Here is a 24,929-nt window from a genome sequence, read left to right on the forward strand (position 1 = left end):
GGCAGGCGGGGATGTCTCCCGCCTGCCCGGTGTCGCCCTACTTGTTTTGGGCTTGTGCTTGCTGCAACGCGGCGGCAGGTGTTGCCTTGCCCGTCAGCGCAAGTTGCACGCCGGTGTAGATGGCGGTCGCCGCTGTCGGCCACTTCGGCCCGAGCTCAGCCGTGCGTGCGCGAGCGGTCCTGACCGTCTCGACGAACGACTCGACCTGTGGGTGCGACTTGGCCCAGGTCGCGGCGGATGCCTCATCAGCGGGCAGGTTGCCGGAGATCTTGGCGATCTTCAGCTGGGTGGCGGGCTGGTTCAGGCATTCGACGAACTTGCCGGCGAGCGCCATCTTGGTCTTGTCACCCGTGTTCGGCACGTTGTAGGTCTCGCCGCCGAGCGGGGACACGACCTTCTGGGACGTGGTGCGCGTGGGGATCGGGACGCTGGAGAAGTTCAGGCCCTTGGTCGCGTTGAGCACGGGCAGCTGCCACGGACCGTTGACCATCATCGCGGCCTTGCCCGCGATGAACTGGTTGTTCACGTCCGACTGCGCCCAGCTGACGGAACTCTTGGACATCGAGCCGTCATTCTGCAGGTCGGTGACGAATTGCAGTGCCTGAGTAGCGTCGGCAGTAGCGATGTTCTTCTCATTGCCGCCATTGCTCCAGAAGAACGGGAGGAATTGCCACGTACCTTCGTAGGTATTGATGTTGCTCATCGCAAATCCGTAAACACCCTTGCTCTGATCGGTGAGCTTCAGCGCGGCCGCCTTCAGTTCATCCCAGGTCTTCGGCGGTGTGACGCCAGCGGCGGTGAGCAGGTCGGTGTTGTAGTACAGCGCGATCGAGTTGATCACGGGTGCCAAGCCGTAGACCTGGCCCTGATAGGTGCCAGCCTTCACCACGGCGGGCACGTCGCCCGCCGGCGCGGTGACGCCGTAGTTCTTGAGCGGGGTCAACGCACCCGTTGCCGCGATCTGCTGCACGTCGGGGTTGTCGAGCATGAGCACGTCGGGCAACGTCTTCGACGATGCCTGCTGCAGCACCTTCGCGATCAATGCCGCACCGGCGACGTGCACGGGGTTGATCGTGGCACCGATCTGGGTGCCGCACTCCTTGTAAACGGTGTTGTAGCCGCTCATGCTGGGGTTGGCGCTGTAGTAGTCCTCGACGGTCAGCGTCTGCTTCGCGCCTGAGGTGCTCGAGCCGGTCGTGCCCGAGGAACACGCGGCCAGTGCGAGGGTCATCACCGCCACTCCGGCGAGTGCTTCGATGATGTGTGTCTTTTTCACGAATGAGCTCCTTTGCTTCGCTCCCAGTGGGAGTCCTGCTGCCGACGGGCAATTTGGTCAAGCGCTTGACCACGGAGTCAAAAATAAAGACCGAGAGGTCATCGGTGAAACTCCGGCAAGTGCTTGCAGGTAGTCTGCGCGTACGCCGCACCAAAAGTCAAGCGCTTGACCAAATTATGTTATGCGAGTGTAATACTGGCTACGGCAAGCCGAAGACAAGGAGAACCCGGTGGTGACAATGCAGCAGGTTGCAGACCGTGCCAACGTCTCCATCTCCACCGTGTCTTTCGTGGTGAACAACACGAAACCGGTAACGTCCCAGACGCGCGAGCGGGTACTCGAGGCGATCGACACGCTCGGCTACCGCAGGAATGCCACCGCCAGGGCGTTGGCAACCCGCCGATCACACGTCATCGCATTGCTATACCCGTTGATGAATCGCAACTTGAGCACATTCGTGGAGGCTTCCGCTGCAGCGGCGGAAGCACAGGGCTATCATCTGATGCTCTGGCCGGTAAGACCCGACAATCAAGCGGCCGAGGTCACCTCCTTAATCAAGAGCGGCATCGCCGACGGCGTCCTCCTCCTTGAGGTGCAGCTGGACGACGAGAGGGTGTTGAAGCTCAGCGAGGCGAACGCACCGTTCGCGCTGATCGGTCGTACGCGCGACAACAACGGCATCGACTATGTCGACATCGACTTCGAACAGACGACGACGGATGCCGTCGACCACCTCGCCGAGCTCGGCCACACTCACATTGCGCTGGTGATCGAAAATTTCGACGGAACACCGCTGGCCGGCTACGGCCCGCCCGTGCGTGCGGAGCAGGCATTCCGTGAAGCGATGTCCGAGCGAGGATTGGACGGTCATGTGTTCTGCATTCCGCGCGACCCGTTGGCCGAGCTGGCTGTTGCTGGCCAGCTGATAGAACAGGCGCCGCAGACGACGGCGATCATCGTCATGCATGACGAGGCGAGCTTCGGGCTGGTAAACGGATTGCGGCGCCGCGGGGTTTCGATACCGCGCGATCTCTCGATGGTTGCGATCGCGCCATCCACTGCCCTGGGATTGCTCATCGATCCGGGGCTGACGACGTACGATGCACCGGGCGGCGAGCTCGGCGGCCGCACGGCTGAGGCGCTGATCGCACGACTGGAGGGGCGAGAGGGTCCGCCGACGCAGATTCTCGTCCCGTGCAAGCGGCACGACGGCGCCTCGGTTGGACCCGCCCCGACAGGTCGATCGCCGCTGAATGCCATCGACACGGCAATCGACGTCAATCCCACGTGAACTCGGCGGCGGGTGACTCGATGCAACCTTCTCACCGCAATTGCGACCACCGCTTCGTTCACGTGAACGATCGGAATCGGGCTCGGTCAGGATGCGCGCAGGTACTCCTGCAGGGCTTTGCGGCCTAGCTTGGACAGCGAAACGCCCTCGGCCTGCGCCCGTTTGAGTGCTTGTTCGTGCAGTTCCTCCGGCACCCGAAATTGCACCGTCGGCGAGTGCTTCCCACCACCGGAGAGCGATTTGCCTCCGGGTTTCAGATTGGCCGCGCGTTGTGCGCGCAATGCTTCGACGATCGCGTCGACGCGATCAACGGTGAGACGTTCGCCGCGATGGCGAACTTCTTCGGCCTCAACATCGGCAACGCGAACACCACCACGCAGGATCTCGCGCCCTGTCGTCATCGTTTCCTCCTCAAACCCGTCGGCATCACATGAATAACCGTCCACCCACCCGAATGTCGGTCATCTGGCACGACGACGATTTCCAGTTCGATTCCACGATCGTCAGTGCCGATGAAAAGCATCGCGTCCCCATCAACGGCTTCCGGCTCGCCGGCCTCAGCGAGCGCGGCGCGCAAGTGCACGCTCCCGATCTTGTGTCGTCGTGCCGATCGGCCAATTCTTGGTTCTGCCACGACTCTACCATGTCAGACACCACCGACAATCTTTCTTCGTGGGCGCCCAAAGACAATCGCCCGTGCCGCCTGCGACCCGCCGGCCTGCGCACGCAGCGCCAGGTGTTGTCGCATGCGCCAGTTGAAGTGGCGCATGATGCCTAACGTGGCGCAGCGTCGGGCGAGACGTGACTCCGTTCGACTTTGCTGATATGTTCTAAGTAACAACAAATCACGATGCGCGCACAAGCCTGCCGAAAATCATCGAGGAAGCCGAAGGATAATCATGGTTGCAACACCTACTCGCGAAGACAAATTCTCCTTTGGTCTGTGGACCATCGGCTACAACGGCACCGATCCGTTCGGCGGTCCGACCCGCCCGCAGCTCGACGTCGTCGAGGCCGTCAACAAGCTCAACGAACTCGGCGCATACGGCCTGACCTTCCACGATGACGACCTATTCGCCTTCGGCTCTACGGATGCCGCGCGCCAGAAGCAGATCGACCGCCTGAAGCAGGCACTCGCCGACACCGGCATCATCGTTCCGATGATCACCACCAACCTGTTCAGCGCCCCCGTCTTCAAGGACGGCGGCTTCACCTCGAACGACCGCGCCGTGCGCCGGTTCGCGCTGCGCAAGGTGCTGCGCAACCTCGACCTCGCCGCAGAACTTGGCGCGAAGACGTTCGTGATGTGGGGCGGACGCGAGGGTGCGGAATACGACGCGGCCAAAGACATCCAGGCCGCCCTTGAGCGGTATCGCGAGGCCGTCAACCTGCTCGGCGACTACGTAACGGACAAGGGTTACGACATCCGCTTCGCGATCGAGCCGAAGCCGAACGAGCCGCGCGGCGACATCCTGCTGCCGACGCTCGGTCACGCACTCGCGTTCATCACGACGCTCGAGCGACCGGAACTGGTCGGCATCAACCCGGAGGTCGGCCACGAACAGATGGCCGGGCTCAACTACGCGGCGGGCATCGCGCAGGCGCTGTACCAGGGCAAGCTGTTCCACATCGACTTGAACGGGCAGCGCGGCATCAAGTACGACCAGGACCTCGTCTTCGGTCACGGCGACCTGCAGAACGCGTTTGCGCTCGTTGACATTCTCGAAAACGGCGGTCCGAACGGCGGCCCGTCCTACGACGGCCCACGCCACTTCGACTACAAGCCGAGCCGCACCGAGGACATCTCCGGCGTGTGGGATTCCGCCGCGGCGAACATGCGCACCTACCTGTTGCTCAAGGAGCGTGCTGCAGCATTCCGTGCCGACCCCGAGGTGCAGGAAGCGCTGGCCGCATCCCGTGTGCCGGAGCTCTCGGTGCCGACGCTTGGCGCCGGCGAGTCGTATGATGACCTGCTGGCCGACCGCAGTGCGTTCGAGGACTTCGACGCCGACTCCTACTTCGGTGCGAAGGGCTTCGGCTTCGTGCGCCTGCAGCAGCTGGCCCTCGAGCACCTGCTCGGCGCCCGCGGCTGACTATGGTGGTCGCCCCTTCGCTGGTCGAGTAGCGAGGCAAAGATGGTGGTCGAGTAGCGAGGAACGAGTGTATCGAGACCAGTATCGACCCTCGTATGCTGACGCCAGGTCTCGATACGGCCGTGAGCGGCCTACTCGACCACCAAAGTGCTGGTCGAGTAGCGAGCTTGCGAGCGTATCGAGACCGCCGAAATGTTTGGAGCACAGATGACACTCGTCGCCGGCGTCGACTCGTCGACCCAGAGTTGCAAGATCGTGATCCGGGATGCCGACTCCGGCGCGCTCGTGCGCTCCGGCCGCGCGGCGCATCCGGAGGGGACCGAGGTTGACCCTGCAGCCTGGTGGGGTGCGCTGCTCACCGCAATTGCGGATGCCGGCGGTCTCGACGGCGTTGAATCCGTCTCGGTGGCTGGACAGCAGCACGGCATGGTGGTGCTGGATGCCGCCGGTCGCGTCATCCGCCCCGCTCTGCTATGGAACGACACGCGCAGCGCGCAGGCCGCGCTCGATCTGATCAGCGAGGTCGGCGCCGACGATTACGCGCGCCGGACCGGCACGATGCCGGTCGCATCCTTCACCGCGACCAAGCTGCGCTGGCTGCGCGATGCCGAACCGGAGAACGCGGCGCGCGTCGCTGCCGTCGCACTCCCCCACGACTGGCTGACCTGGCGGTTGCGCGGCTATGGCCCAGTCGGCGAAAGCCCGCTCGGCCCCGTGCTCGACCAACTGACGACCGATCGATCCGATGCCAGCGGCACCTCGTATTGGAGCCCGACCACGGGCGACTACGACCGTGAACTCTTCGTGCGCGCCCTCGGCCACGACGCAATCCTGCCACGAGTACTCGGCCCCGGCGAGCGCGCCGGCACGACACCAGACGAGATCATCGTCGGCGTCGGGGCGGGCGACAACGCGGGGGCTGCGCTCGGGTTGGGGGCGGCATCCGGCGATGTGGTTGTCTCGATCGGCACGAGCGGCACAGTGTTCGCGGTCACGGACTCGCCCGCAATCGACGCGACCGGTGCTGTGGCCGGCTTCGCGGATGCGAGCGGCGCCTTTCTGCCCCTCATCGCCACGCTGAACGCAGCGCGGGTGCTCAGCTCGATCGCCGGTGTGCTCGGTGTTGATCACGACATGCTCGCGCGCCTCGCGCTCGAGGCGGATGCCGGCGCTGGCGGGGTCGTGCTCGTTCCGTATTTCGAGGGCGAGCGCACCCCGAACCTTCCGGATGCGACGGCGAGCTTCCACGGGCTCACGCTCGGCTCGACCACGCGGCCGAATATTGCGCGGGCCGCAATCGAGGGCATGCTGTGCGGACTCGCTGCCGGCTTGGACGCGGTGCGCGCTGTCGGCGTGCGCGAGCAGCGTCTGCTCCTGATCGGCGGTGCGGCACAAAATCCGGCCGTGCAGGCGATTGCAGCCCAAGTGTTCGACGCGCCCGTGATCGTGCCGGCCCCAGGTGAATACGTCGCGGACGGTGCGGCCGTTCAGGCGGCGTGGGCGCTGACCGGCGCCCGGCCGGCGTGGCCCCTCACGATCGCAGCGCAGCCTGCGCCCGACTTCCGTCCGGTCATCCGCGAGCAGTACACCCGCTACGCCTCTCTGAGCGTGCGCTCCTAAGTTCGCGCGTGTCTTCAGCAGCCGAGTGCGTCCAAGTGGTCGCGAAGATGGCTCGCGGAAGGCTGATCACGACCACATGGGCGCACTCGGCGCAATGTTTGTGGGCACTCAGCGCAATGTGTGTGAGCGCTCAGCGCTGCGCGATGCTCACTCGACGCGGAAGACGAGATTACGCCGTGCGCGCTTCGAGGAACGGGGCAACGTGGCCGGCGAACGCCGCCGCCGTCCGCTCGGCCACAGCCGCGAACGGGGCATCCCAGATCGCCTGATTGAAAATCTCGACCTCGATATCACCGATGTAACCGGCAGCCTCGACCGCTCGCGTCAAGGGGCCGAAGTCAATGTGCCCATCGCCCATCATCCCGCGCGCCAGCAGCACATCGGCCGGCAGCGGGGTGATCCAGTCGCAGACCTGGTAGCTTGCGATACGACCCAGCCGACCCGCACGCGCGATCTGCTCGAACAGTTGCGGATCCCACCAGACGTGGAACGTGTCCACCACCACACCCACGGCTGGGCCGAACTGCTTGGCGATGTCGATCGCCTGGCCGAGCGTTGAGATGACGGCGCGATCTGCGACATACATCGGATGCAGCGCCTCGATCGCGAGCGTGACTCCGGCGGCCGCCGCATCCGCTTCGAGCTCGGCAATCGCATCCCCCACCCGTTCGCGAGCGCCGGGAAGATCGCGCGATCCGTCGGGAAGCCCGCCGGCAACGAGCACGAGCACGGCCGCGGAACCGGATGCGCCCGCCGCAGCAAGCGCGGCAGTCTCCTCGATCGCGCGCCGGTTGTCGTCGACGGCGGCGGCACGCTCTGCGCCGGGTGCAGACGTGAAGAAGCCGCCCCGGCACAGGCTCGAAACCCGAAGACCCGAGTCGGCAATCAGCCTAACCGCATTGTCAAGCCCGACCGCAGCAACCGGCTCGCGCCACAGACCGATGCTTCGGATGCCCGCACCCGCGGACGCCTCGAGCGCTTGCTCAAGCGTCGCGTATTTGATCGTCGCCTGGTTCAGCGAGAGGCGGGGGTGCGCGGTCACGCGCCTAGTCCGTTCTGCGCCAGCCCGTTCTGCACCAGTCCGTTCTGCCGCAAGAGCCCGTTCCAGCGTGCCGCGGCGAGATCGGGATGCTCCAATGCTCCGGAGGCGTTGGCGAGACGCACAATTTCAGACAGGTGCGGCAGGCTGCGCGCAGAGTGCAGGCCGCCGACCATGCTCGGCGAATCCTGGTGCCCGTTCAGCCAGCTGAGGAAGGCGATTCCGGTCTTGTAGTAGAACGTGGGCGCGGCGAAGATCTGCCGCGATAGTGCTTCGGTGGGGGCGAGGATGCGACGGTAGGTTTCCGGCTCGTCGCGATCCAGTGCCTGAATGGCGGCGGATGCGTTGGGCGCGACCGCCGCGAACGCGCCGAGGAGCGCATTCGAGTATGACCCGTTGGTCGAGTAGCGAGCGCCAGCGAGGGTATCGAGGCCCCGCGGGCCGGTCCCGATACGCTCGTTCCTCGCTACTCGACCACCGGGGGAAGCGTTCCTCGCTACTCGACCACCGGGAGAAGCGTTCCTCGCTACTCGACCACCGAGGGAAGCGTTCCTCGCTACTCGACCACCGGGGGAAGCATCGCCCGCGATTAGGTCGACGTAGTTGAAGTCGTCACCGGTGAACATGGTGGCCGTCTCGGGGAGCCGACTGCGCAGCGCAACTTCGGCCGAGGCATCCAGCAGGCTCATCTTGATGCCGGACACCTTCGCCGCATTCGCCTCAATTATGCGAATGACGGTGTCCGATGCCTCCGAAACATCGGTCCGTGAGCTTGTCGCAGATCCGAAATATCCGCCGAGCACTGGATCGAACACCCCACCCAGCCAGTGCAGGATGACCGGGGCCCCGGCACGAGCAAGTACGGCGCCGTACACGCGCTCGTAGTCCGCCGCGGATTGCGCGGCCCGCGCGAGATGCCGCGAGGCCATCAGAACGACGCCGGCACCGGCATCCTCTGCAAACTGCAGTTGCCATAGATACGCGTCGATCACAGCGTCGAGAGAGATGTACTCGTCGTCGACGTGGTCCGTATTCACGCCGACGACGAGGGCTCCTCCCACGGAATGCGCCTCACGCGCACTCCGGGAGATCAGTTCGCGAGTGGCTGCGGCATCCAGGCCCATATTGCGTTGAGCGGTGTCCATCGCGTCGGCGACGCCGAGCCCCCACGACCAGAGGTGGTGGCGAAACGCAAGCGTGGCATGCCAGTCAAGGTCTGCCGGTGCGCCGGGCACGTTCTCAGCCCATGGTTTCGGAATCACATGCGCGGCCGCGTATGCGACGCGCGATCGCAGCGGGTTGGCCGGCTTCGCGAATGCGGGGGCGGATGCGAGTGGTTGCGTTCGCGTGCGACCCGCACGGTCGAGCAGGAGCAGTTGCGTCATCGCGGGCCAGACAACTCTTCCGAAAGCGGGTCACGATCTTCGCTCAGCGGGACAGCCGATTGTCCGCGGACCGAGGGTAGCTCGACGATTGGCAGCTCGACACGGTGGCCCGTGCGTGAGCTCTCGAGCCCTTTTTCCGCAAGCAGCACTCCGCGTGCACCAGCCAAGAAGTCGTACGGGTTCGGGCCGTCTTCTGCAACGTGCCGGATGAACTCCTCCCACTGCACCTTGAAACCGTTCTCGAAGACGTCGTTGGTGGGGGCCTCGATCCAGTCGGCCGCGTAGCGGTGGCTGTCGGGGACGTCCGGGTTCCAGGTGGGCTTCGGTGTCCCTGCGCGCGGCTGAATTTTGCAGCCGAACAGGCCGACGACCGCACTGCCGAGCGTTCCGTCGACCTGGAACTCGACCAGTTCGTCGCGATTGACGCGGGTAGTCCAGCTCGAATTCAGCTGGGCCGTGATGCCGCCGGCGAGTTCAAACACCGCGTAGGCGGCATCATCCGCGGTCGCCGCATACAAGATGCCGCGCTCGTCGACACGCTCAGGAATCTCGGTGACGGCACGCGCATAGACAGACTCGACTCGACCGAACAGGTTTTCCAGCACGTAGCTCCAATGCGGGAACATGTCGACGACGATTCCGCCGCCGTCCTCCGCGCGGTAGTTCCAACTCGGACGTTGTGCGTCTTGCCAGTCGCCCTCGAACACCCAGTAGCCGAACTCGCCGCGAACGGAAAGAATGCGCCCGAAGAATCCGGAGTCAATAAGGCGACGGAGTTTGCGCAGGCCGGGGAGATAGAGCTTGTCGTGCACGACACCGTTCTTGATGCCGGCGTCGGTGGCAAGCACGGCGAGCTCGAGTGCCTCTTCGAAGCTCTCGGCGGTCGGCTTCTCGGTGTAGATCGCCTTGCCCGCAGCGATCGCCTTCCTAATGGCCGGAACGCGCGCCTTCGTCACGAGGAAGTCGGCGTAGATCTGCCACCGATCGTCTACAAGTGCCTCGTCGAGATCGGTCGTGTAATGCGTGAGTCCGTGGCGGTTGGCCAATTCCTTCAGCTTGGCTTCGCTGCGCCCGACGAGCATCGGCTCGACCTGCACCCTGCTGCCGTCTTTCAGCAGTACGCCGCCCTGCTCGCGGATGGCGAGGATCGAACGCACGAGGTGCTGCCGGTAGCCCATGCGCCCGGAGACGCCGTTCATGATGATGCCGATTGTCTGCTCTGACACTGAATACTCTTTCTGATCTACCTGCGGTATCTGGGGTCTGGGGTCGGGAAGCTTGTCGGTCCATCAACGTAGGCTAATCAATTGTGATCGACTCGGGAAAGCGCTTACCATCAGTGTACGGAGACGTGCCCAGCTTGGCAACCCGCCAGGATCGTCCGCTACGGTGACGTAACGCGGTGCGGCGCGCTGCCAGGAATGCGGAGGAACAGTGGAACATCATCAATGGCGAGCGACCATCTTGTCTGGTGCGGGCCGCTATGCCGACCCATGGCATCCGTTTTCCGAAACGTCCGAGTGCATCTCCGCAATTCTGCGCGACGCGGGCTTCGCGGTCGAGATCTCGGAGCGGGTCGACGAGCGAATGCGCGCGCTCGCTACAGCAGAGACACGCACCCCCGATCTTCTGGTCGTGAACGTCGGCAACCCGAGTGACCCTGATCCAGCGGATGCCGCGACGCGCGCTGGCCTCCTGGCCTACCTAAATGCAGGCGGCACTGTACTGGCGATGCACGTATCCGCCACGAGCTTTCCCGCAATACCGGAGTGGGAGTCGATCGTCGGCGGGATCTGGGTGCGCGGAACCACGATGCACCCGGACGCCGGGCTCGCGCGAATTCACGTATACCCCGACCGGCATGCAATCGTTGCGCCGCTGAACGACTTCGAGCTCATCGACGAACGCTACAGCTACCTCCGGGTGGACCCGGGTGTCGTTCCGCTTGCGACACATGAACACGGCGGTCTCAAACATCCGCTTTTCTGGGCATGGCACTACGGCTCGGCCCGCGTTGTCTACGACGCGCTCGGGCACGATGCTGCGTCGTTCGAGTCCGCAACGCATCGGCAACTGGTGCGCCGGGCGGCGCTGTGGCTGGTCGACGGACTTGAAGCGGACGCGGGCACAGGCCAGCCAGCTACGTTAGGCTACCCCGCCCGCGGGCGTGGTGATTGACTGGATCAGCGGAGCCGGCTGGGCACTCGACCTGGCTCACGGATCAGTCACAGCCCTGCTCGTGTAGCCAATCCGCGTACATACGACGCTTGGCCGGCGTGCTGAAGGTCATCCGCAATGACGCTGATCAGCCGCACCGCAAGCGTGACGGGCGGATCCCATGACGTGTCGACGATGCGCTCTAGCTCCGCATCAGACAGTCCACGGATCAATTCGACGGATCGATCATGAACCGCGTCGTGATAGCTGCCGAGTAGGCTCGCGTCCACCTTCACGGCAGCGACTTCGTCATGGGTGTGCCCGTAGCCCGTCGCTGAATCGTCAAACGGCAACTTGAAACGATCGGCCCAACCGTCTTCGATCCAGGTTTGCGGCCGATCGAATGCGGCGGCCAGATGATCGTCCTGCACTCGCGTGAGATGCCAGACAAGCCAGCCAATCGTGTTGGCCCGCGCATCCGGTTGGTAGGCCAGAGTGTCGGCGGATGCATTGCGCAGCACCGAGCGAACGATTTTCTGGATTCGGTCGAATGCATCAATGAGCAGTTCAGGTGATGCCATTGCTTCTCCTTTGCCCGCGGCAGCGGTTCCGGTTCTACGCTAGCAAGCAACGCACGACCGATCGGTTTCACCCGGGTCGAGCGCTAGAGCTCTGCAATGCCGATTACCCCTGCCACGTGGCCGTGTCGAGCGGCACAGAGTTGATGGCATCCCACAATTCGTCTGGAATGTCGACAGCGGCGAGATCGACTGACGCCTCGAGATCCGCCACGGTGCGCATGCCGATGACTGTCGACGTTATGCGCGGATCCCTCAGCGAAAAGTTCAGAGCTGCCGCGGCAAGCGGAACATTCGCCTCGTGACACAGCACGCCTATCGCATTAGCGGCGGCCACAAGTGCACTCGGCGCTCGATCATAGGCGTACCAGTGCGACTGGGCGGGCCAGCGCGCGAGCATCTCGACAGGTCCGCCCGAAATTCCCAGATGACCGACCAGGCCCTCATCGCGGGCCGCGACGAGCGCGGCAACGGGTCCATCGTCGGCCATCGACGAGACCCACGTCGTGTTCTCAGGATCACGCAGAAATACGATCGGAACGTGATCGAGCCCCGTCCGCTCCATGCTTTCCTCGAGCGATCTGCGCATCCGCGCTCACGAAAAATCACCAGTGCGCATGTCGCGATCGGCTTTGGTCTGGATATCAAAATCAGCAGGTGTCCCGCCGTACTCTCGCACCGCTATGCCGATTCTGCGCTCGCTTTCACCGAGACCGTAGCTGTTCGAGGTGTCCAAATAGTTCACCTGCGAACTCTCAAACAACCGATGAATGAGATGAACAGATTCTGCAACGGGAACGTCCGAACCGAAACGGTCGGGCTTCCAGGTTCCAGAGCCCGCGCAGAGCTGCGAAACCTGCACACCCGTCGCGCCGAGCGGAACCGTGTTCCGTTCGCTTGTATTTGTTGTCATCTGAACCTCTTCAAGACCTTCCAAGTCGATGGGTTCGCGATCAGAACGCGAATCATCAATCCGCCTGGCTTGACCGCTGGCCCAAAACGCGTCATTCTGTCGGGAATGCGGTTTCCCACTGCGTTAGGCTGCAGAACGCGACCAAGCAAGGAGCATATAAAGCATGACGGAGCACCCGTTGAGCACGCGAGTCGACGGACCTGCCGCAGCATTTGCAATGAGACGCGGCCTCGCCGAACGGCTGTTCGTGCCGAGTGAGCTGCTGCGACTGCAATCTGTGGCTTCGATCGATGTCTCGACGACCATAACCGACTTCGGCACAGTTCCAGACGCGATTCTGAGTCGGATCGAGGTGCTGATCACCGGATGGAATTCGCCTCGAATCACCAGCAGAGAACTCGATCGGATGCCGCGACTGGCCGCAATCGTGCACGCCGCCGGTACGGTGAAGGAGCATCTATCGGGCGACGTTTGGGATCGGGGAATTCTGGTCACATCGGCGGCTGCGGCAAACGCATATCCGGTGGCGGAATATGCGGCGGCGATGATTGTCCTCGCCGGAAAGGGCGTCCTCACCGCCGCGCAGGCATACGCTCGCGGCCCGCGGGACTACGACGTCACCGCTCAGCATGACATCGGCAACTACCGCCGCACCGTCGGCATCATCGGAGCATCTCGAATCGGCAGACGCGTGATCGAACTACTCGAACCGCTCGACCTCGAGATTGTCTTGTATGACCCCTACGTCGGTGGGGACGATCCGATCCTGCAGCTGGCCACATCGATGCCTCTCGACGATGTGTTCCGCCGAAGTTCTATCGTCAGCATCCACGCTCCTCTTCTGGCAGAGACCCGAGGCATGATCGGTGCGCGCCAACTGGAACTGCTGCCGATCGGATCGACAGTGATCAACACTGCCCGTGCTGCGATCCTGGATCAGGCCGCCCTCGCCCAGAGCGTGCGCGAACGTGGCATTCGCGTCATTCTCGACGTGACCGATCCGGAACCGCTTCCAGACGGTCACGAGTTGTGGTCTCTACCCGGTGTGTTCATCACACCGCACATCGCAGGAGCGCTCGGTAACGAGCTGCAGCGGCTTGGCGAGAGTGCCACTCGCGAAGTCGAGCGTTTCACCGCAGGATTGCCTCCCGAACATCCCGTTTCCAGAGCCGCGCTGGTCGCCATGGCTTGAAAGCACAAGTCTTGACACCGAGGTTGAACTGCGGCAGTCCGTGCCCCAACTACTCAACCCCGCCATGCAACCTATGGAGATTGCACGCACTTTCTCCCGACGTACGAGGATGGCAAGATCTAATTCTCGCTCGCGGTCCCACTTGACATGATCAGGCTGATCGTGCCGTGGAATTACCCAATAGGCCTCGCGATGGCCACCCTCGCCCCAGGCTTGGCATACGGGAGCGCAGCGGTTCTGGAAGATCGACCTGGCCAGCGGGGGCGTGAAGTTCTGACCGCTATCGGGCGGAGCCTGGCACAGTATCGACCACGCTTCACACGTTGACTACTGCCCCAGCCGGGGAGTACTGTCCCGCAGAACGACGTGCCCTTCAATCGGAGGGTTGTCTGCCTCATCGACCTCATCTGACAGCGCGAGTTCGAGTGCGCGCGCTCCGATCTCGGCCAGCGGGAGCGAGACCGTCGTGAGCGCTGGTGTCACATCCTGCAGCATTTCGATGTCGTCGAATCCGGCCACGCCGATGTCTCTTCCTGGAATGAGCCCGTGCTCACGGATGGCCGCCATCGAACCGACAGCCATCACGTCAGTGGCGGCAAAGATGCATTCTGGGCGAGCACCGGCGTCAAGCAGCTGTCGAGTGGTTTGATAGCCGCCCTGACGCGAGAACGCTCCGGTGAGAAGCCGGCCGGGCGCGAGAGAGAGCCCCCTGCGACTGAGTGCCTCGGCGAACCCTGCCGCGCGCACCGTCGGCGTGACGAGAGTCTCCGGGCCGGCCAGGATCGCAAAGTCCCGGTACCCGATCTCCGCAAGCGCGTTGGCAAGCATTGCGCCCCCGAGCTGATTCTCTACGCGAACGGCGCGAAATCCGTCCGGTGCTGAGCCGATGAAAACCACCCGTCCGCCAAGGCGTTCCACGCCCGCCAGCTCGGCGATCGAACGCAGATCGGCCTCTTCGTCTGTCCGCCTGCTCCCTGCCATGATGAGCACGCGCGGTCGCTGACCTTTGAGCGTTGCAAGCGTCGACAACTCGCGGTCAAGCTCCACTCCGGTTGCCGCCATGGTGACCATGTATTTGCGCTCTTCTGCAATCCGGATGACTCCGGCCGCAATTGATGCAAAGTACGGATCCGCGATGTCCCCCAGCACGACGGCCACCGTACGACTGGTTCCGCGCGCAACCGCTTGCGCCTGTGCGTTGGCCGTGTAATGCAATTCCGTCGCCGCAGCAATCACGCGCGCCTGCAACGCAGCGTTCACAACGCGCTTGCTCCCGTTGAGCGCCCGCGATGCAGTGGCAAGCGACACGCCCGCGTGTTTCGCAACATCGGTAAGTGTCACCGGTCCGGCCTGATCAGTCACCTAGGCTCCCCTACGGTCGGTAAGCGGTTTCCAGTCTAGTCGCGCGAATCACACCCGCGGAATCTGGAACCCACGGTCGCGAATTGCCGTGACGGTGCCCAACGCCATCTCGTCCGTGACCGCGAAAACGAGTTTTACGCCGGCGAGCTCGGAATCATCCATGGCCATGATGGCCGCGGCCATGGCGAGAAGTACGGGTCAGATATGCCACTGATCACCAGAGAGATTGTCCGCGAAGTCCCGCGCGCAACAGCCTGCGCCGAGAGGTTCGGCGCATATCCCAGTTCAGCGGCCGACGCGATCACTCGCCTCCGGTAACTCTCGTTCACTTTTCTCGTGCTGCCGTTCAGCACGCGTGACGCCGTGGGTTGTGATACACCGGCAAGGCGGGCGACGTCAGCAAGAGTTGCCGGCTTTCGCGCACCGCCCTCACCAGGATTGTCGCTCACGCGAGCAGGATATCGTGCCAATCCGATGTTGGTGTTGAAGGGCTCGGCGGTTGCGAGCGGGAAACATCGGTCGCCGGTCTCGATACGCTCGCTAGCGCTCGCTACTCGACCACCGGAACTTGCGTTACCTCTTACGCGTTCTCGAGTTCGGCGATCACGATCTTCTTCTGGCTCATCATCACGGCGACCTGCTCGGGCCGACGCGTCAGCTCGCCCATGTTCTCCGGAATGATCTGCCAGCTGACGCCGAACCGATCCTTGCACCAGCCGCACTGCTCCGACTCGGGAACATGGGAAAGCGCAGCCCAATAGTGGTCGATCTCCGCCTGATCCGCACAGGAGACGACGAACGAGATCGACTCGTTGAAGGTGAATAGGGGTCCACCGTCGAGGCAGACGAAGTCCACCCCGTTCAGGGTGAACTGGCCGTTGATCACCTTGCCGGACATACCCGTGAAGTGTTCGTCGAGCGCCTCATCTGGGTACTCCACGACCCCGCCGACGCTCGAATTCGGGAACACGCTCACGTAGTACTCCATCGCTTCGCGCGCCTGATCGTTGAACCATAGGCACGGCTGGATGGGTGAAAGCTCGGCCATGATTAGCCTCCTCGTTACGACCTCTGCTCCTGCTTGCTTCTGTGCAGTTGTAGCGCAGGTCAGTACCGGCCGCAACAGTCAGCGCCGCAACAGTCGGCGCCGCAACCGTCACGCGGGCAAAAGCGCCGCCAGCAACCCCACACAGTGCAGACGAACCTCGAGCCGGCTCAGAACCCCTGCGCCAACCGCCAATACGCCTGATTCCAGCGCAGCTCTCTCTGGAACGCACGCAGCGTCGTCGTCTCATCGATCACCAATAGCTCGGTGCGGGCGATCTCGGCGAAGTCCTCGAACACCTCGAGCCCCACCGCGGTCGACATGACCGTGTGGTGCGCGCCACCCGCGCTCAGCCATGCCGCCGCGGATGTCTGGAAGTCCGGCCGCGGCTCCCAGACCGCACGACCGACCGGCAGCTTCGGCAACGGATGTGGCGGCTCGATCACATCCACAACGTTCGCCACGAGGCGGAACCGTTCGCGCATGTCCGACAGAGCGACGACGACCGCGGGGCCGGCATCCGCTGTGAAGACGAGGCGAACCGGGTCGTCCTTGCCGCCGATGCCGAGCGGGTGGATCTCCAGCGTGGGCTTCGCGCTCGACAGCGTCGGGCACACTTCGAGCATGTGCGCACCGAGGATCAGTTCGCCGCCGGGTGTCAGATCGTAGGTGTAGTCCTCCATCAGACTGGCACCGCCCGGCAGCCCAGCGCCCATCACCTTCGCCGCGCGCACGAGCACCGCGGTCTTCCAGTCGCCTTCCGCACCGAAGCCGTAGCCATCGGCCATCAGCCGCTGCACGGCGAGGCCTGGCAGCTGCTTGAGTGCACCCAGGTCCTCGAAACTCGTGGTGAACGCGCCGAACCCGCCCGCCCCGAGGAACGAGCGCAGCCCCAACTCGATCGCGGCACCGTCGCGCAGCGACTGGTGGCGGTCGCCGCGGCGTCGCAGCTCCGGAACAACGTCGTAGAGATCTTCATACTCGGCCACGAGCGCGTCGATCGAGGCGTCGGATGCTGCGCCAACGGCATCCGCAAGTTCGTTCACGCCCCAGGTGTTCACCTGCACGCCGAAGCGCAGTTCGGCCTCGGTCTTGTCGCCCTCCGTCACGGCGACGTAGCGCATGTTGTCGCCGAAACGGGCGAGCTTCAGCTCGTGCGTGGCAGCCCAGCCGGCTGCGGCGCGCATCCAGGTGCCGATCTTCGCAGCGACCGCCGGATCGTTGACGTGGCCAACCACCGTCTTCCGCGCCACCCCGAGCCGAGACTGGATGTACCCGAACTCCCGGTCGCCGTGGGCGGCCTGGTTGAGGTTCATGAAGTCCATGTCGATCTCGGCCCACGGCAGCGCGACGTTGGCTTGCGTGTGAAGGTGCAGCAGAGGCTTGCGCAGGGCGTCGAGGCCGGCGATCCACATCTTGGCCGGGCTGAACGTGTGCATCCACGCGATCAGGCCGATCACGTTGTCTGCGGCGTTGGCCTCGAGCGCAGCGCGTCGGATCGCATCCGAATCGGTCAGCACCGGCTTCCAGACGACCCGCACCGGCACAGCGGATGCCGCCCCCAGCGCCCCCGCAATCTCCTGCGACTGCTGCGCCACCTGGCGGAGCGTCTCCTCGCCGTACAGCCCTTGGCTGCCGGTGAGGAACCAGACCTCATAGTGGTCGAGAGTGGTGCTGAGCGTGGTCATGTGATTCCTTCCAGTAGCCGATGGTCGAGTCGCGAGGAACGAGCGTATCGAGACCAACAGACCTGGTCACCGGGTCTCGATACGGCCGCGAGCGGCCTACTCGACCAGCGGGGAGTGCTGCCCGTAGACGTTCTGATAGCGGTTGTACAGGGAGTCGATCGCATCCTGCGGGATCGGCAGCAACTCGCCGCCGGCTCGGGCGACGTGCACGGTGCGGGCGACGTCCTCGACCATGACCGCGGCCTTGACTGCGTCGCGCGCGTCCGTGCCGATCGTGAACGGTCCGTGGTTCTGCATCAGCACAGCTCGACTGCGATGCCCGGTCAGCGTTGCGACGATGCCACGACCGATCGAGTCGTCGCCGATGATCGCGAACGGGCCGACCGGAATCGGCCCGCCGAATTCATCCGCCATCGCCGTCAACACGCACGGAATCTCTTCACCGCGCGCTGCCCACGCGGTTGCATAGGTCGAATGCGTGTGCACGACACCGCCGACCTCCGGCATATGCCGATAGACGTATGCGTGTGCGGCTGTGTCGCTCGAAGGCGACCGTTCGGCACCCGCGGTGCCGGGAACGACCGCGCCGTCGAGGGTGCACAGGATCATGTTCTGCGGCGTCAAATCGGCGTAGTCCACCCCGCTTGGCTTGATCACGAACAGGTCGGCGCCGGGCACCCGGCCGGACACATTGCCACCCGTCCAGACCACAAGGCCGTTGCGCACAAGCTCGCCGTGCAGGAGTGCGACCTCGGAGCGCACCCGCGCGATCGCGACTTCGATCTCCGGCTCGAACTCGCTCATACCTCCACCTCGAATGCTGTCTGCTCCGCCATGTCGAACGTCGTGTCGAACGCCGCGTAGACCGCCGTCGTGCCGGCGACCTCGCCCGCACCCTCGCGTTTGAGTGCTCGCAGTCGGTGCATCACGTCGTTGGCTCCGCGCCCGAAGTAGTCGTGGATGAGCGTGTATTCCGCGTACAGCCGGTCGTACGCGGCGGCAGCCGCGTCATCCGGCGTGTACACACTGCGGTTCAGCTTGCCCATGGCCGCGCCTGCGGCCCGCACATCCGGGTACGCGCCGGCTGCGACTGCTGCGTGGATGGCCGAGCCGAGCGCGGGGCCTTGGTCGCTGGCGATCGTGGAAATGGGCATCCGCAAAATGTCGGAGTAGGTCTGCATCAGGAACGCGTTCTTGAGCAAACCACCGGCCACAACGAACTCCGTGACCGGCACACCGGATGCGTTGAACGTCTCGACGATTTTCCGCGTTCCGAAGGCGGTCGCCTCGAACAGCGCCCGGTAGATCTCCTCAGCGCGCGTGGTCAAGGTTGTGCCGAGCACGACGCCGGAGAGCTCGTGGTCGACCAGCACGGATCGGTTGCCCGACTGCCAATCGAGGGCGACCAGGCCGTGCGCGCCGACCCGCTGGTCTTTGATCAGGTCCGTGAGCTGCTCATGGATGCTCTGTCCGGCCTTCGCAGCGGCCTCATAGTAGCGAGCCGGAACCTGGTTCTTCACATACCACGCGAAGATGTCGCCGACTCCGGACTGCCCCGCTTCGTAACCCCACAGCCCGGACACGATGCCGCCGTCGACGGCACCGCACATACCGGGGACCTCTGCGAGATGGTCGCCGTTCATCACGTGGCACGTGCTAGTACCCATGATCGCGACCATCTGGCCGGGTTCGACCGCCTGGGCTGCGGGCGCCGTCACGTGCGCGTCGACATTGCCGACTGCAACGGCGATGCCCTCGGGCAGACCGGTCCACGCTGCGGCTTCAGCGGTCAGAGTGCCGGCCGCAGCGCCCAGCTGTCCGATCTCGTGCGCGACCTTATCGTCCGCGAATCCGGCGAAAGCCGGATTGAGTGCGGCAAGGAAGTCCCGGCTCGGATACACGCCGTCTTGCAGGATGCCCTTGTAACCGGCTGTGCACGCGTTGCGCACGTAGCGCCCGGTGAGTTGCCAGACGATCCAGTCCGCGGCTTCGACCCAGTGGTCCATCCGGTCGTACAGTTCCGGATCTTCTTCGAGCAGCTGCAGGCCCTTTGCGAATTCCCACTCACTGGAGATCAGCCCGCCGTAGCGCGGCAACCAGCTCTCGCGGCGCGCTGCCGCGAGCGCGTTGATCCGATCGGCATGCGGCTGCGCGGCGTGATGCTTCCACAGCTTGACGTAGGCGTGCGGGCGATCGGCGTATTCGCGCAGTTCGTTCAGCGGTGTGCCGTCGGCACACACGGGCAGCACGGTGCACGCGGTGAAGTCGGTGCCGATGCCGATGACCAGACTCGGATCGATGCCTGCCGCCGCGACGGCCGCCGGCACCGCATCCTTCAGCACGTCGACATAGTCGCTTGGCACCTGAAGTGCCCAGTCCGGCGGGAGCACGGCCCCGGTCGATGCAAGAACCGTGTCCATGACCCCGTGCGAATAGTCGAGCACGGCGGTGCCGAGCTCTGCGCCATCGGAGACTCGGACGACGACGGCACGACCCGACAGCGTGCCGTAGTCGACACCGATCACGTAGCGTTCACGCTCGCCCCCGCTCGCGCGGACGGCACCCAGCTCGGTGGCAACGGGATCGAGAACACGGTCGGATGTACTCACGGCAGCTTCCTTTATCGTATGTGCACCAACGGCCAGAAATGTGATCGGTCACATTGCTGTCCAATCCTACTTGACTCGGTGCCATTGCCGTCAAGTCGCCGTGGTCGACGCCGCCCGAAAGGGCAGCGATCGCACCTGAAACCTGTGCATAGTCCGCGTAGCGACGCCTACGTGCCGTATTGCAGCTGCTGACGGTAAGAAGTGATCATGAACTCGGTCAATTCATTCAACGACGTGTCTTCGACGCGTTTGTCGAGCGTCACGCGCCCCTGCTCGATCACGTTGATTCGGTCACACAGCTCGAAGATATGGGTGTAGTTGTGATCGACGACCAGCATCGCGACACCGCGCGACTTGGCCAGGTTTTTGACAAGCTCGATGATCAACGACGCCTCGCGAGCGCCCATCGCAGCAAGCGGCTCGTCCAGCAGCAGAACTTTCACACCCGGCTGCCGGGTTGCGCGCGCCACCGCGATCGCCTGCCTCTGCCCACCGGAAAGCTTCTCGACGGGCACATCCACCGACGGGATATGGACCTGGATGTCATATAGATACTGGCGGGCTTCTTCTTTCATGCGTCGATTGTTCAGGAACCGGAATGGGCCGCCGACCGTCGCCTCCCGGTTGAGGAACAAATTGTGATACACGGAAAGCTCATCGACGAGGGCGAGGTCTTGGAACACCGTCTCGATGCCATGTTTGCGAGCGTCTTCGACCGACCGGAAGTCGACTGGCTCGCCCTCGACGAATACTTGGCCGCTGTCGGGGCGATAGTAACCGGTGATAATTTTCACGAGTGTCGATTTGCCGGCTCCGTTCGACCCTACGAGCCCCAGCACCTCACCGGGCGCCAGATGAAGGCTCACCCCCTCCAGTGCCGTGACCGGCCCGAAGCTCTTGGCGACCTCCTCGGTGCGCAGGATGTCGGTCACACCGTTGCTACGTTCTGCTTGTTCCATTGCGTCTCCTTCGACCTCGGCGTGCGGCCTGGATCACGGCCCCTCGATCTTCTGCTGGAATTCCATTCATTGAGCCGGCGGCGAGCTTGTGCCGGGCGGACCCGAGCCGACCAGTGACGCGCCAGCGCCGCTATCCTGCCCTCCGGAGGGCGCCCTCGCGGGCACGGGCTTATCATGCGAGCGGATGCGATCCATCTGGATGTTCAGGACCATTGCGGCCAGGATCGCCAGCCCCAGGACCAACTGATACGCGAACGCATTGACGCCCATGATGTTGAACCCGTCTTGCAGCACACCCAAGACGATCGCACCGATTCCGGCCCCGATCATCGTGCCGCGTCCACCCGTCAGCGCCGTTCCACCGACGACAGCGGCTGCAACTCCATAGAACATCAGGGTCAGCCCATCGGTGCCGGGGTTCAGACTGCCGATCCGGTAGCCGTCTAACAGTCCGAGGAACCCACCGAGCAAGGCACAGATCGCGAAGCAGGCCACCTTGACCGCACCGACCCGGATTCCGGCCTCGCCCGCCGCTGTTTGGTTGCCGCCGACAGCGACATTATGTAGCCCGAATGTCGTGTGTTTGAACACGATATGGAGCACCACGCCGATGCCCAGCGCCCACAGTATCGACGAGTACTCCCAACCGCCGAGGACTTGTGTGATGGCCCCCTCCCCAGCCGGATTGATCTGGATGCCATTCGATCCCAGGAGCACAATGCCCTCGAGGGCGAACACCATGCCCAGCGTCGTGATGAACGACGGAACCTTCAACAACACGGTGATCAAGCCGTTGAGACAGCCGATAGCGATCGAGATGAGCAACGTCACGATGATGGCGACGACAACGGGAAGGCCCAGGCTGTTCAGGTAAACGACCAGAAACGGCGCAAGCACATACACCCCGCCGACCGACAGGTCGATCTCACCGAGGGTGAGCACCGGGACCTCCGCGACGGCGACCAGCAGGATGGGCGCGACATAGCTTGACACGGTCGACACATTGGACATCGTGCCGAAGGAGGTCGTCGCCACGCTGAAGAAGACGATCAGCGCGATCCCGATGAGGGCGATCACCGACTCCTGAGCTCGGAAAACCCGACGCCATCGGAAGCCGCCGCGAGGCGGCGCCGGTGCCGGGCGGCGCGTACCGCCCGGCACAGCAGGGGACACGGACGAACTCATTGTCAGCTCTGGATCGACGTCGGCGAGGGCAGTGTTTGTGCCTTGCTGGAGGAGCCTTCGAAGCGATTGTTGGTCTTCGTGTATGGCGCGACGTTGCTCTCGGTCACGAACTTGAGGCCCGTATTCGTGTTGACGGGCGCCATCAGGCCACCCGAAACATTGAACAGGAACAATTGGAGAATTGGCAGGAAACCCTGAATATAGGCTTGCTGATCGATAGTGAAATCGAGCTTCCCGCTTTTCACCTGTTGCAGCGTCGGGGTGCCGACATCCCAGCCCGAGCCTTTGACCCCGGTCGAGGCGAACTTCGCGACCGTCTGGGCGACCGCGATCCCGCTGCCGGAGTCGACCGCGTAGAGAAACTTCGCCGACTGATGCCCCTGGAACCAGGCTTCAACCGCCGACAACTCGGCACCTTCGGCTGCACCCGTCGCAACCTGCACATAGTTGATACCGGCGGGTTCCAGAACGCTCTTCGCGCCGTCAGCGCGCGGCTGGATATTGCCGGTACCGGGCGTGGCAATCATGCACGCCACGGTGTCCCCGGACTTCACTTGCTTCAGGATGCGCTGGCCGGCAGCGACACCTGCGGCGTTGTTATCTTGCCCGATGTACGACATCACGGGAGTGTCACTGCCCACGGGCGGATTTGCGTTATAGGCGACCACCGGAATCCCCGCGGCCAACGCCTTTTCGGTCGGTGAGGTGAAAGCGCTCGGGTCGATCACGGGCACACCGATGCCGTCGGACTTCGAGGTGATCGCACTGTTCATGGCGTTGACCATTTCGGACACGATCGAGTTCGCAGATCCGGTCCAGTTGTAGCTGCACCCCAGCAGTGCGCACGCATCTTCCGCACCGAACCGTGTCGGAGTGAAGAAGGAGTTCGTCGTCACGTGGTTGACGAGAGTGAAGTTGTACTTCTTGTGACCGGGATACGTTCCGCCGCCAGCCGAGGTCGTTGCATTTGCGCTGGTCGTGCCGGTGCATGCGTCGAGCAATGCGACCACAGCCGGCGCTCCGATGCCCATTACTCCAACATTGCGAAGGAGGCGCCGCCGCGACAAGGCTTTGCGTTCCGGAGCCACTTCCGTGTCGAACTTGGTACTTTCAGACATCTTTCCTCCTCGAGTGGATATCCCTATTTGTTGCTACTTCGCGGCCTTGCAGCCGATTACCCTCACGTCTGTCGAACTGTGCGGGCGAGATAAGCCAATGCCTGGGCGCGCAACCGAGTGGCCAGCGAGAACTTGTGTGCAATACCCATCGGCGTTGCACCTCCCATGCCGTAAATCCACGTCGGGCTCGTAGTCAGCCTGCTTCGATGTGAACGATAACACAACAACCAATCAATTACGATGGGAGACCGATTCACGTCATTTGAACGCACCGCCTCGCGCGCTCTGAACACGTGCACGCCGGGTGAGTCAGGCGGCCGGTGCCGCCGATTCCCGCACGATAAGTTCAGGGACAATGGCGTCTTTATTCGAGTTGGTCCCGTCCTCCAACTCGCGCAGCAACAGCGCGATCGAACGCTTGCCCAGAAGCGCGAAGTCCTGGCGCACCGTGGTCAGCGGCGGCCAGAAGTGCGCCGCCTCTGGGATGTCGTCAAAACCAACGACGCTGATGTCTGAGGGGATGGAGCGACCCGCCTCATGGAACGCATGGATCAGACCGAGTGCCATTTGATCATTTGATGAGAACACCGCCGTGAAATCACGCCGAAGCACGAGCTCGCGGCCGGCGTGGTAGCCGAAATCAGCGGTCCAGTCGCCGAAGACCGGCTCCATCCTCTGCAGACCGCTCGACTCCAGCGCGGTCAGATAGCCGCGCAGTCTGGCCTCTGCCTCGAACCAGTCCTGCGGCCCCGCCAGATGAAGGATGTGACGATGGCCCAAATCGATCAGGTGCTGCATTGCCGACTGCGCGCCGGCCGACTGGTCGACCATCATGGTGTGGCGGTCAGCACTATGGGCCGACTGCAACGTGACGAACGGAACGCCGAGTGAGAGCTCGGCGATCGCATCGGACACGCGCGTTTGCGGCGCAATGATGACAATTCCCTCGACGGCCTGAGCCATCAAGTGATCCACCGCCGCCGTGATCGACTCGCGCTCGAAGGCGTCGAGGTTTGCAATCGAGACGTAGTAGCCCGCAGCTCGTGCCGCATCCTCGATGCCGTTGATGCTGCTGGCCGGCCCATAATATGACCCGCTGGCCGCGGCCAGCACACCGATGGTGCGTGAGCGGCTGGTCACCAACATGCGTGCCGCCCGATTCGGGCGGTAGTGCAGCGTCTCCATCGCCCGCAGCACCCGCTCTTCTGTCGAGGGCCGGAGCGAGGGGTGGTGGTTCAAGACGCGCGACACGGTCTGATGCGAGACCCCAGCGAGGCGCGCGACATCGCGGAGGTTCGGCGCTCGGCCGGTACCGGAATCCTTGCTCACGCTCGGCCGCCTTTCCGGGTGTGCACGGTCACACCGCTGGTTGTCCCCCCATTATGCACGCGGTCCTGAACGCGGTCCTGAACGCGGTCC

The 24,929-nt window shown here is 63.8% G+C and carries 24 protein-coding genes and 1 pseudogene; 7 read left to right on the forward strand and 18 right to left on the reverse strand.

Annotated features, from left to right (window positions below):
* Positions 1-37 precede the first annotated feature (37 nt).
* Positions 38-1,276 carry a sugar ABC transporter substrate-binding protein gene (locus QU604_RS17700; protein ID WP_308465927.1) on the reverse strand — a complete coding sequence of 413 codons (1,239 nt, stop codon included), beginning with the start codon at positions 1,274-1,276 and terminating at the stop codon, positions 38-40.
* A 238-nt stretch (positions 1,277-1,514) separates the two neighbouring features.
* On the opposite strand from QU604_RS17700, the gene QU604_RS17705 reads away from it, so the two are divergent.
* Positions 1,515-2,567, forward strand: coding sequence for a LacI family DNA-binding transcriptional regulator (locus QU604_RS17705; protein ID WP_308468963.1), 1,053 nt, complete (start codon positions 1,515-1,517; stop codon positions 2,565-2,567).
* An 86-nt stretch (positions 2,568-2,653) separates the two neighbouring features.
* Here QU604_RS17705 and QU604_RS17710 read toward each other — a convergent pair whose 3' ends face one another.
* Positions 2,654-2,968, reverse strand: a complete 315-nt coding sequence (locus QU604_RS17710) for a DNA-binding protein (protein WP_308465928.1) — start codon at positions 2,966-2,968, stop codon at positions 2,654-2,656.
* A 53-nt stretch (positions 2,969-3,021) separates the two neighbouring features.
* Here QU604_RS17710 and QU604_RS17715 point away from each other — a divergent pair, with 53 nt between their 5' ends.
* From QU604_RS17715 to xylB, 3 genes are all read left to right on the forward strand, one after another.
* Positions 3,022-3,345 carry a hypothetical protein gene (locus QU604_RS17715; RefSeq protein WP_308465929.1) on the forward strand — a complete coding sequence of 108 codons (324 nt, stop codon included), beginning with the start codon at positions 3,022-3,024 and terminating at the stop codon, positions 3,343-3,345.
* A gap of 121 nt (positions 3,346-3,466) precedes the next feature.
* Positions 3,467-4,660 carry a xylose isomerase gene (xylA, locus tag QU604_RS17720; protein WP_308465930.1) on the forward strand — a complete coding sequence of 398 codons (1,194 nt, stop codon included), beginning with the start codon at positions 3,467-3,469 and terminating at the stop codon, positions 4,658-4,660.
* A gap of 207 nt (positions 4,661-4,867) precedes the next feature.
* Positions 4,868-6,280 (forward strand): xylulokinase, encoded by a 1,413-nt coding sequence (gene xylB, locus QU604_RS17725; protein WP_308465931.1) that lies wholly within the window; start codon positions 4,868-4,870, stop codon positions 6,278-6,280.
* A gap of 169 nt (positions 6,281-6,449) precedes the next feature.
* Here xylB and QU604_RS17730 read toward each other — a convergent pair whose 3' ends face one another.
* From QU604_RS17730 to QU604_RS17740, 3 genes are read right to left on the reverse strand one after another with little or no spacing between them, the layout of a single operon-like run.
* On the reverse strand, positions 6,450-7,322 hold the full coding sequence (locus tag QU604_RS17730; RefSeq protein ID WP_308465932.1) for a sugar phosphate isomerase/epimerase family protein: 873 nt from the start codon (positions 7,320-7,322) through the stop codon (positions 6,450-6,452).
* A complete protein-coding gene (locus QU604_RS17735; protein WP_308465933.1) occupies positions 7,319-8,704 on the reverse strand; it encodes a DUF993 family protein in 1,386 nt (461 codons plus the stop codon). The genes QU604_RS17730 and QU604_RS17735 overlap by 4 nt, the downstream gene beginning before the upstream one ends.
* Positions 8,701-9,903 (reverse strand): Gfo/Idh/MocA family protein, encoded by a 1,203-nt coding sequence (locus tag QU604_RS17740; RefSeq protein ID WP_308468964.1) that lies wholly within the window; start codon positions 9,901-9,903, stop codon positions 8,701-8,703. Before QU604_RS17740 ends, QU604_RS17735 begins: the two co-directional genes overlap by 4 nt.
* A gap of 235 nt (positions 9,904-10,138) precedes the next feature.
* On the opposite strand from QU604_RS17740, the gene QU604_RS17745 reads away from it, so the two are divergent.
* Positions 10,139-10,882 carry a ThuA domain-containing protein gene (locus QU604_RS17745; RefSeq protein WP_308465934.1) on the forward strand — a complete coding sequence of 248 codons (744 nt, stop codon included), beginning with the start codon at positions 10,139-10,141 and terminating at the stop codon, positions 10,880-10,882.
* 47 nt (positions 10,883-10,929) lie between these two features.
* Here the strand turns inward: QU604_RS17745 and QU604_RS17750 are convergent, their stop codons facing one another.
* The 3 genes from QU604_RS17750 to QU604_RS17760 all read right to left on the reverse strand — a co-directional run bounded on the left by QU604_RS17750 (position 10,930) and on the right by QU604_RS17760 (position 12,376).
* Positions 10,930-11,442 carry a mycothiol transferase gene (locus QU604_RS17750; protein WP_308465935.1) on the reverse strand — a complete coding sequence of 171 codons (513 nt, stop codon included), beginning with the start codon at positions 11,440-11,442 and terminating at the stop codon, positions 10,930-10,932.
* Positions 11,443-11,545: 103 nt separating this feature from the next.
* The gene (locus QU604_RS17755) at positions 11,546-12,004 is read right to left on the reverse strand and encodes an aldo/keto reductase (RefSeq protein WP_308465936.1); all 459 of its coding nucleotides are present in this window, start codon (positions 12,002-12,004) and stop codon (positions 11,546-11,548) included.
* Between the two features lie 30 nt (positions 12,005-12,034).
* The gene (locus tag QU604_RS17760) at positions 12,035-12,376 is read right to left on the reverse strand and encodes an aldo/keto reductase (protein ID WP_308465937.1); all 342 of its coding nucleotides are present in this window, start codon (positions 12,374-12,376) and stop codon (positions 12,035-12,037) included.
* A gap of 139 nt (positions 12,377-12,515) precedes the next feature.
* On the opposite strand from QU604_RS17760, the gene QU604_RS17765 reads away from it, so the two are divergent.
* Together QU604_RS17765 and QU604_RS22260 are read left to right on the forward strand one after the other, a co-directional pair.
* Positions 12,516-13,544 (forward strand): hydroxyacid dehydrogenase, encoded by a 1,029-nt coding sequence (locus QU604_RS17765; protein ID WP_308465938.1) that lies wholly within the window; start codon positions 12,516-12,518, stop codon positions 13,542-13,544.
* A gap of 144 nt (positions 13,545-13,688) precedes the next feature.
* Positions 13,689-13,871: pseudogene (locus tag QU604_RS22260) on the forward strand (aldehyde dehydrogenase family protein); the annotation flags it as partial.
* Here QU604_RS22260 and QU604_RS17770 read toward each other — a convergent pair.
* From QU604_RS17770 to QU604_RS17815, 10 genes are all read right to left on the reverse strand, one after another.
* Positions 13,872-14,906 (reverse strand): LacI family DNA-binding transcriptional regulator, encoded by a 1,035-nt coding sequence (locus tag QU604_RS17770; RefSeq protein WP_308465939.1) that lies wholly within the window; start codon positions 14,904-14,906, stop codon positions 13,872-13,874. It abuts the pseudogene before it with no gap.
* A gap of 134 nt (positions 14,907-15,040) precedes the next feature.
* Positions 15,041-15,355 carry a LacI family DNA-binding transcriptional regulator gene (locus QU604_RS17775; protein WP_308465940.1) on the reverse strand — a complete coding sequence of 105 codons (315 nt, stop codon included), beginning with the start codon at positions 15,353-15,355 and terminating at the stop codon, positions 15,041-15,043.
* A 131-nt stretch (positions 15,356-15,486) separates the two neighbouring features.
* Positions 15,487-15,954: a VOC family protein gene (locus QU604_RS17780; protein ID WP_308465941.1), complete on the reverse strand. Its 468-nt coding sequence runs from the start codon at positions 15,952-15,954 to the stop codon at positions 15,487-15,489.
* A gap of 167 nt (positions 15,955-16,121) precedes the next feature.
* A complete protein-coding gene (gene araA, locus QU604_RS17785; RefSeq protein ID WP_308465942.1) occupies positions 16,122-17,639 on the reverse strand; it encodes an L-arabinose isomerase in 1,518 nt (505 codons plus the stop codon).
* 96 nt (positions 17,640-17,735) lie between these two features.
* Complete coding sequence (locus QU604_RS17790) at positions 17,736-18,443, reverse strand: L-ribulose-5-phosphate 4-epimerase (protein ID WP_308465943.1); 708 nt, start codon at positions 18,441-18,443, stop codon at positions 17,736-17,738.
* On the reverse strand, positions 18,440-20,206 hold the full coding sequence (araB, locus tag QU604_RS17795; RefSeq protein WP_308468965.1) for a ribulokinase: 1,767 nt from the start codon (positions 20,204-20,206) through the stop codon (positions 18,440-18,442). The genes QU604_RS17790 and araB overlap by 4 nt, the downstream gene beginning before the upstream one ends.
* 209 nt (positions 20,207-20,415) lie before the next feature.
* Positions 20,416-21,207: an ATP-binding cassette domain-containing protein gene (locus QU604_RS17800; protein WP_308465944.1), complete on the reverse strand. Its 792-nt coding sequence runs from the start codon at positions 21,205-21,207 to the stop codon at positions 20,416-20,418.
* A gap of 66 nt (positions 21,208-21,273) precedes the next feature.
* On the reverse strand, positions 21,274-22,284 hold the full coding sequence (locus QU604_RS17805) for an ABC transporter permease (RefSeq protein WP_308465945.1): 1,011 nt from the start codon (positions 22,282-22,284) through the stop codon (positions 21,274-21,276).
* Between the two features lie 110 nt (positions 22,285-22,394).
* Positions 22,395-23,510 carry a substrate-binding domain-containing protein gene (locus QU604_RS17810; RefSeq protein ID WP_308465946.1) on the reverse strand — a complete coding sequence of 372 codons (1,116 nt, stop codon included), beginning with the start codon at positions 23,508-23,510 and terminating at the stop codon, positions 22,395-22,397.
* A 309-nt stretch (positions 23,511-23,819) separates the two neighbouring features.
* A complete protein-coding gene (locus tag QU604_RS17815; RefSeq protein WP_308465947.1) occupies positions 23,820-24,839 on the reverse strand; it encodes a LacI family DNA-binding transcriptional regulator in 1,020 nt (339 codons plus the stop codon).
* Positions 24,840-24,929: the final 90 nt, after the last annotated feature.

The sequence above is a fragment of the Rathayibacter sp. SW19 genome (assembly GCF_030866825.1).
GTDB classification, from domain to species: domain Bacteria; phylum Actinomycetota; class Actinomycetes; order Actinomycetales; family Microbacteriaceae; genus Rathayibacter_A; species Rathayibacter_A soli.

What these genes read in the sequence shown, in the direction of transcription:
- QU604_RS17705 (WP_308468963.1), top strand. Translation starts at nt 1,515, where the DNA reads ATGCAGCAGGTTGCAGACCGTGCCAACGTCTCCATCTCCACCGTGTCT.
- QU604_RS17710 (WP_308465928.1), bottom strand. Translation starts at nt 2,968, where the DNA reads ATGACGACAGGGCGCGAGATCCTGCGTGGTGGTGTTCGCGTTGCCGAT.
- QU604_RS17715 (WP_308465929.1), top strand. Translation starts at nt 3,022, where the DNA reads ATGTCGGTCATCTGGCACGACGACGATTTCCAGTTCGATTCCACGATC.
- xylA (WP_308465930.1), top strand. Translation starts at nt 3,467, where the DNA reads ATGGTTGCAACACCTACTCGCGAAGACAAATTCTCCTTTGGTCTGTGG.
- xylB (WP_308465931.1), top strand. Translation starts at nt 4,868, where the DNA reads ATGACACTCGTCGCCGGCGTCGACTCGTCGACCCAGAGTTGCAAGATC.
- QU604_RS17735 (WP_308465933.1), bottom strand. Translation starts at nt 8,704, where the DNA reads ATGACGCAACTGCTCCTGCTCGACCGTGCGGGTCGCACGCGAACGCAA.
- QU604_RS17740 (WP_308468964.1), bottom strand. Translation starts at nt 9,903, where the DNA reads ATGAACGGCGTCTCCGGGCGCATGGGCTACCGGCAGCACCTCGTGCGT.
- QU604_RS17750 (WP_308465935.1), bottom strand. Translation starts at nt 11,442, where the DNA reads ATGGCATCACCTGAACTGCTCATTGATGCATTCGACCGAATCCAGAAA.
- QU604_RS17755 (WP_308465936.1), bottom strand. Translation starts at nt 12,004, where the DNA reads ATGGAGCGGACGGGGCTCGATCACGTTCCGATCGTATTTCTGCGTGAT.
- QU604_RS17765 (WP_308465938.1), top strand. Translation starts at nt 12,516, where the DNA reads ATGACGGAGCACCCGTTGAGCACGCGAGTCGACGGACCTGCCGCAGCA.
- QU604_RS17780 (WP_308465941.1), bottom strand. Translation starts at nt 15,954, where the DNA reads ATGGCCGAGCTTTCACCCATCCAGCCGTGCCTATGGTTCAACGATCAG.
- araA (WP_308465942.1), bottom strand. Translation starts at nt 17,639, where the DNA reads ATGACCACGCTCAGCACCACTCTCGACCACTATGAGGTCTGGTTCCTC.
- QU604_RS17790 (WP_308465943.1), bottom strand. Translation starts at nt 18,443, where the DNA reads ATGAGCGAGTTCGAGCCGGAGATCGAAGTCGCGATCGCGCGGGTGCGC.
- QU604_RS17800 (WP_308465944.1), bottom strand. Translation starts at nt 21,207, where the DNA reads ATGGAACAAGCAGAACGTAGCAACGGTGTGACCGACATCCTGCGCACC.
- QU604_RS17810 (WP_308465946.1), bottom strand. Translation starts at nt 23,510, where the DNA reads ATGTCTGAAAGTACCAAGTTCGACACGGAAGTGGCTCCGGAACGCAAA.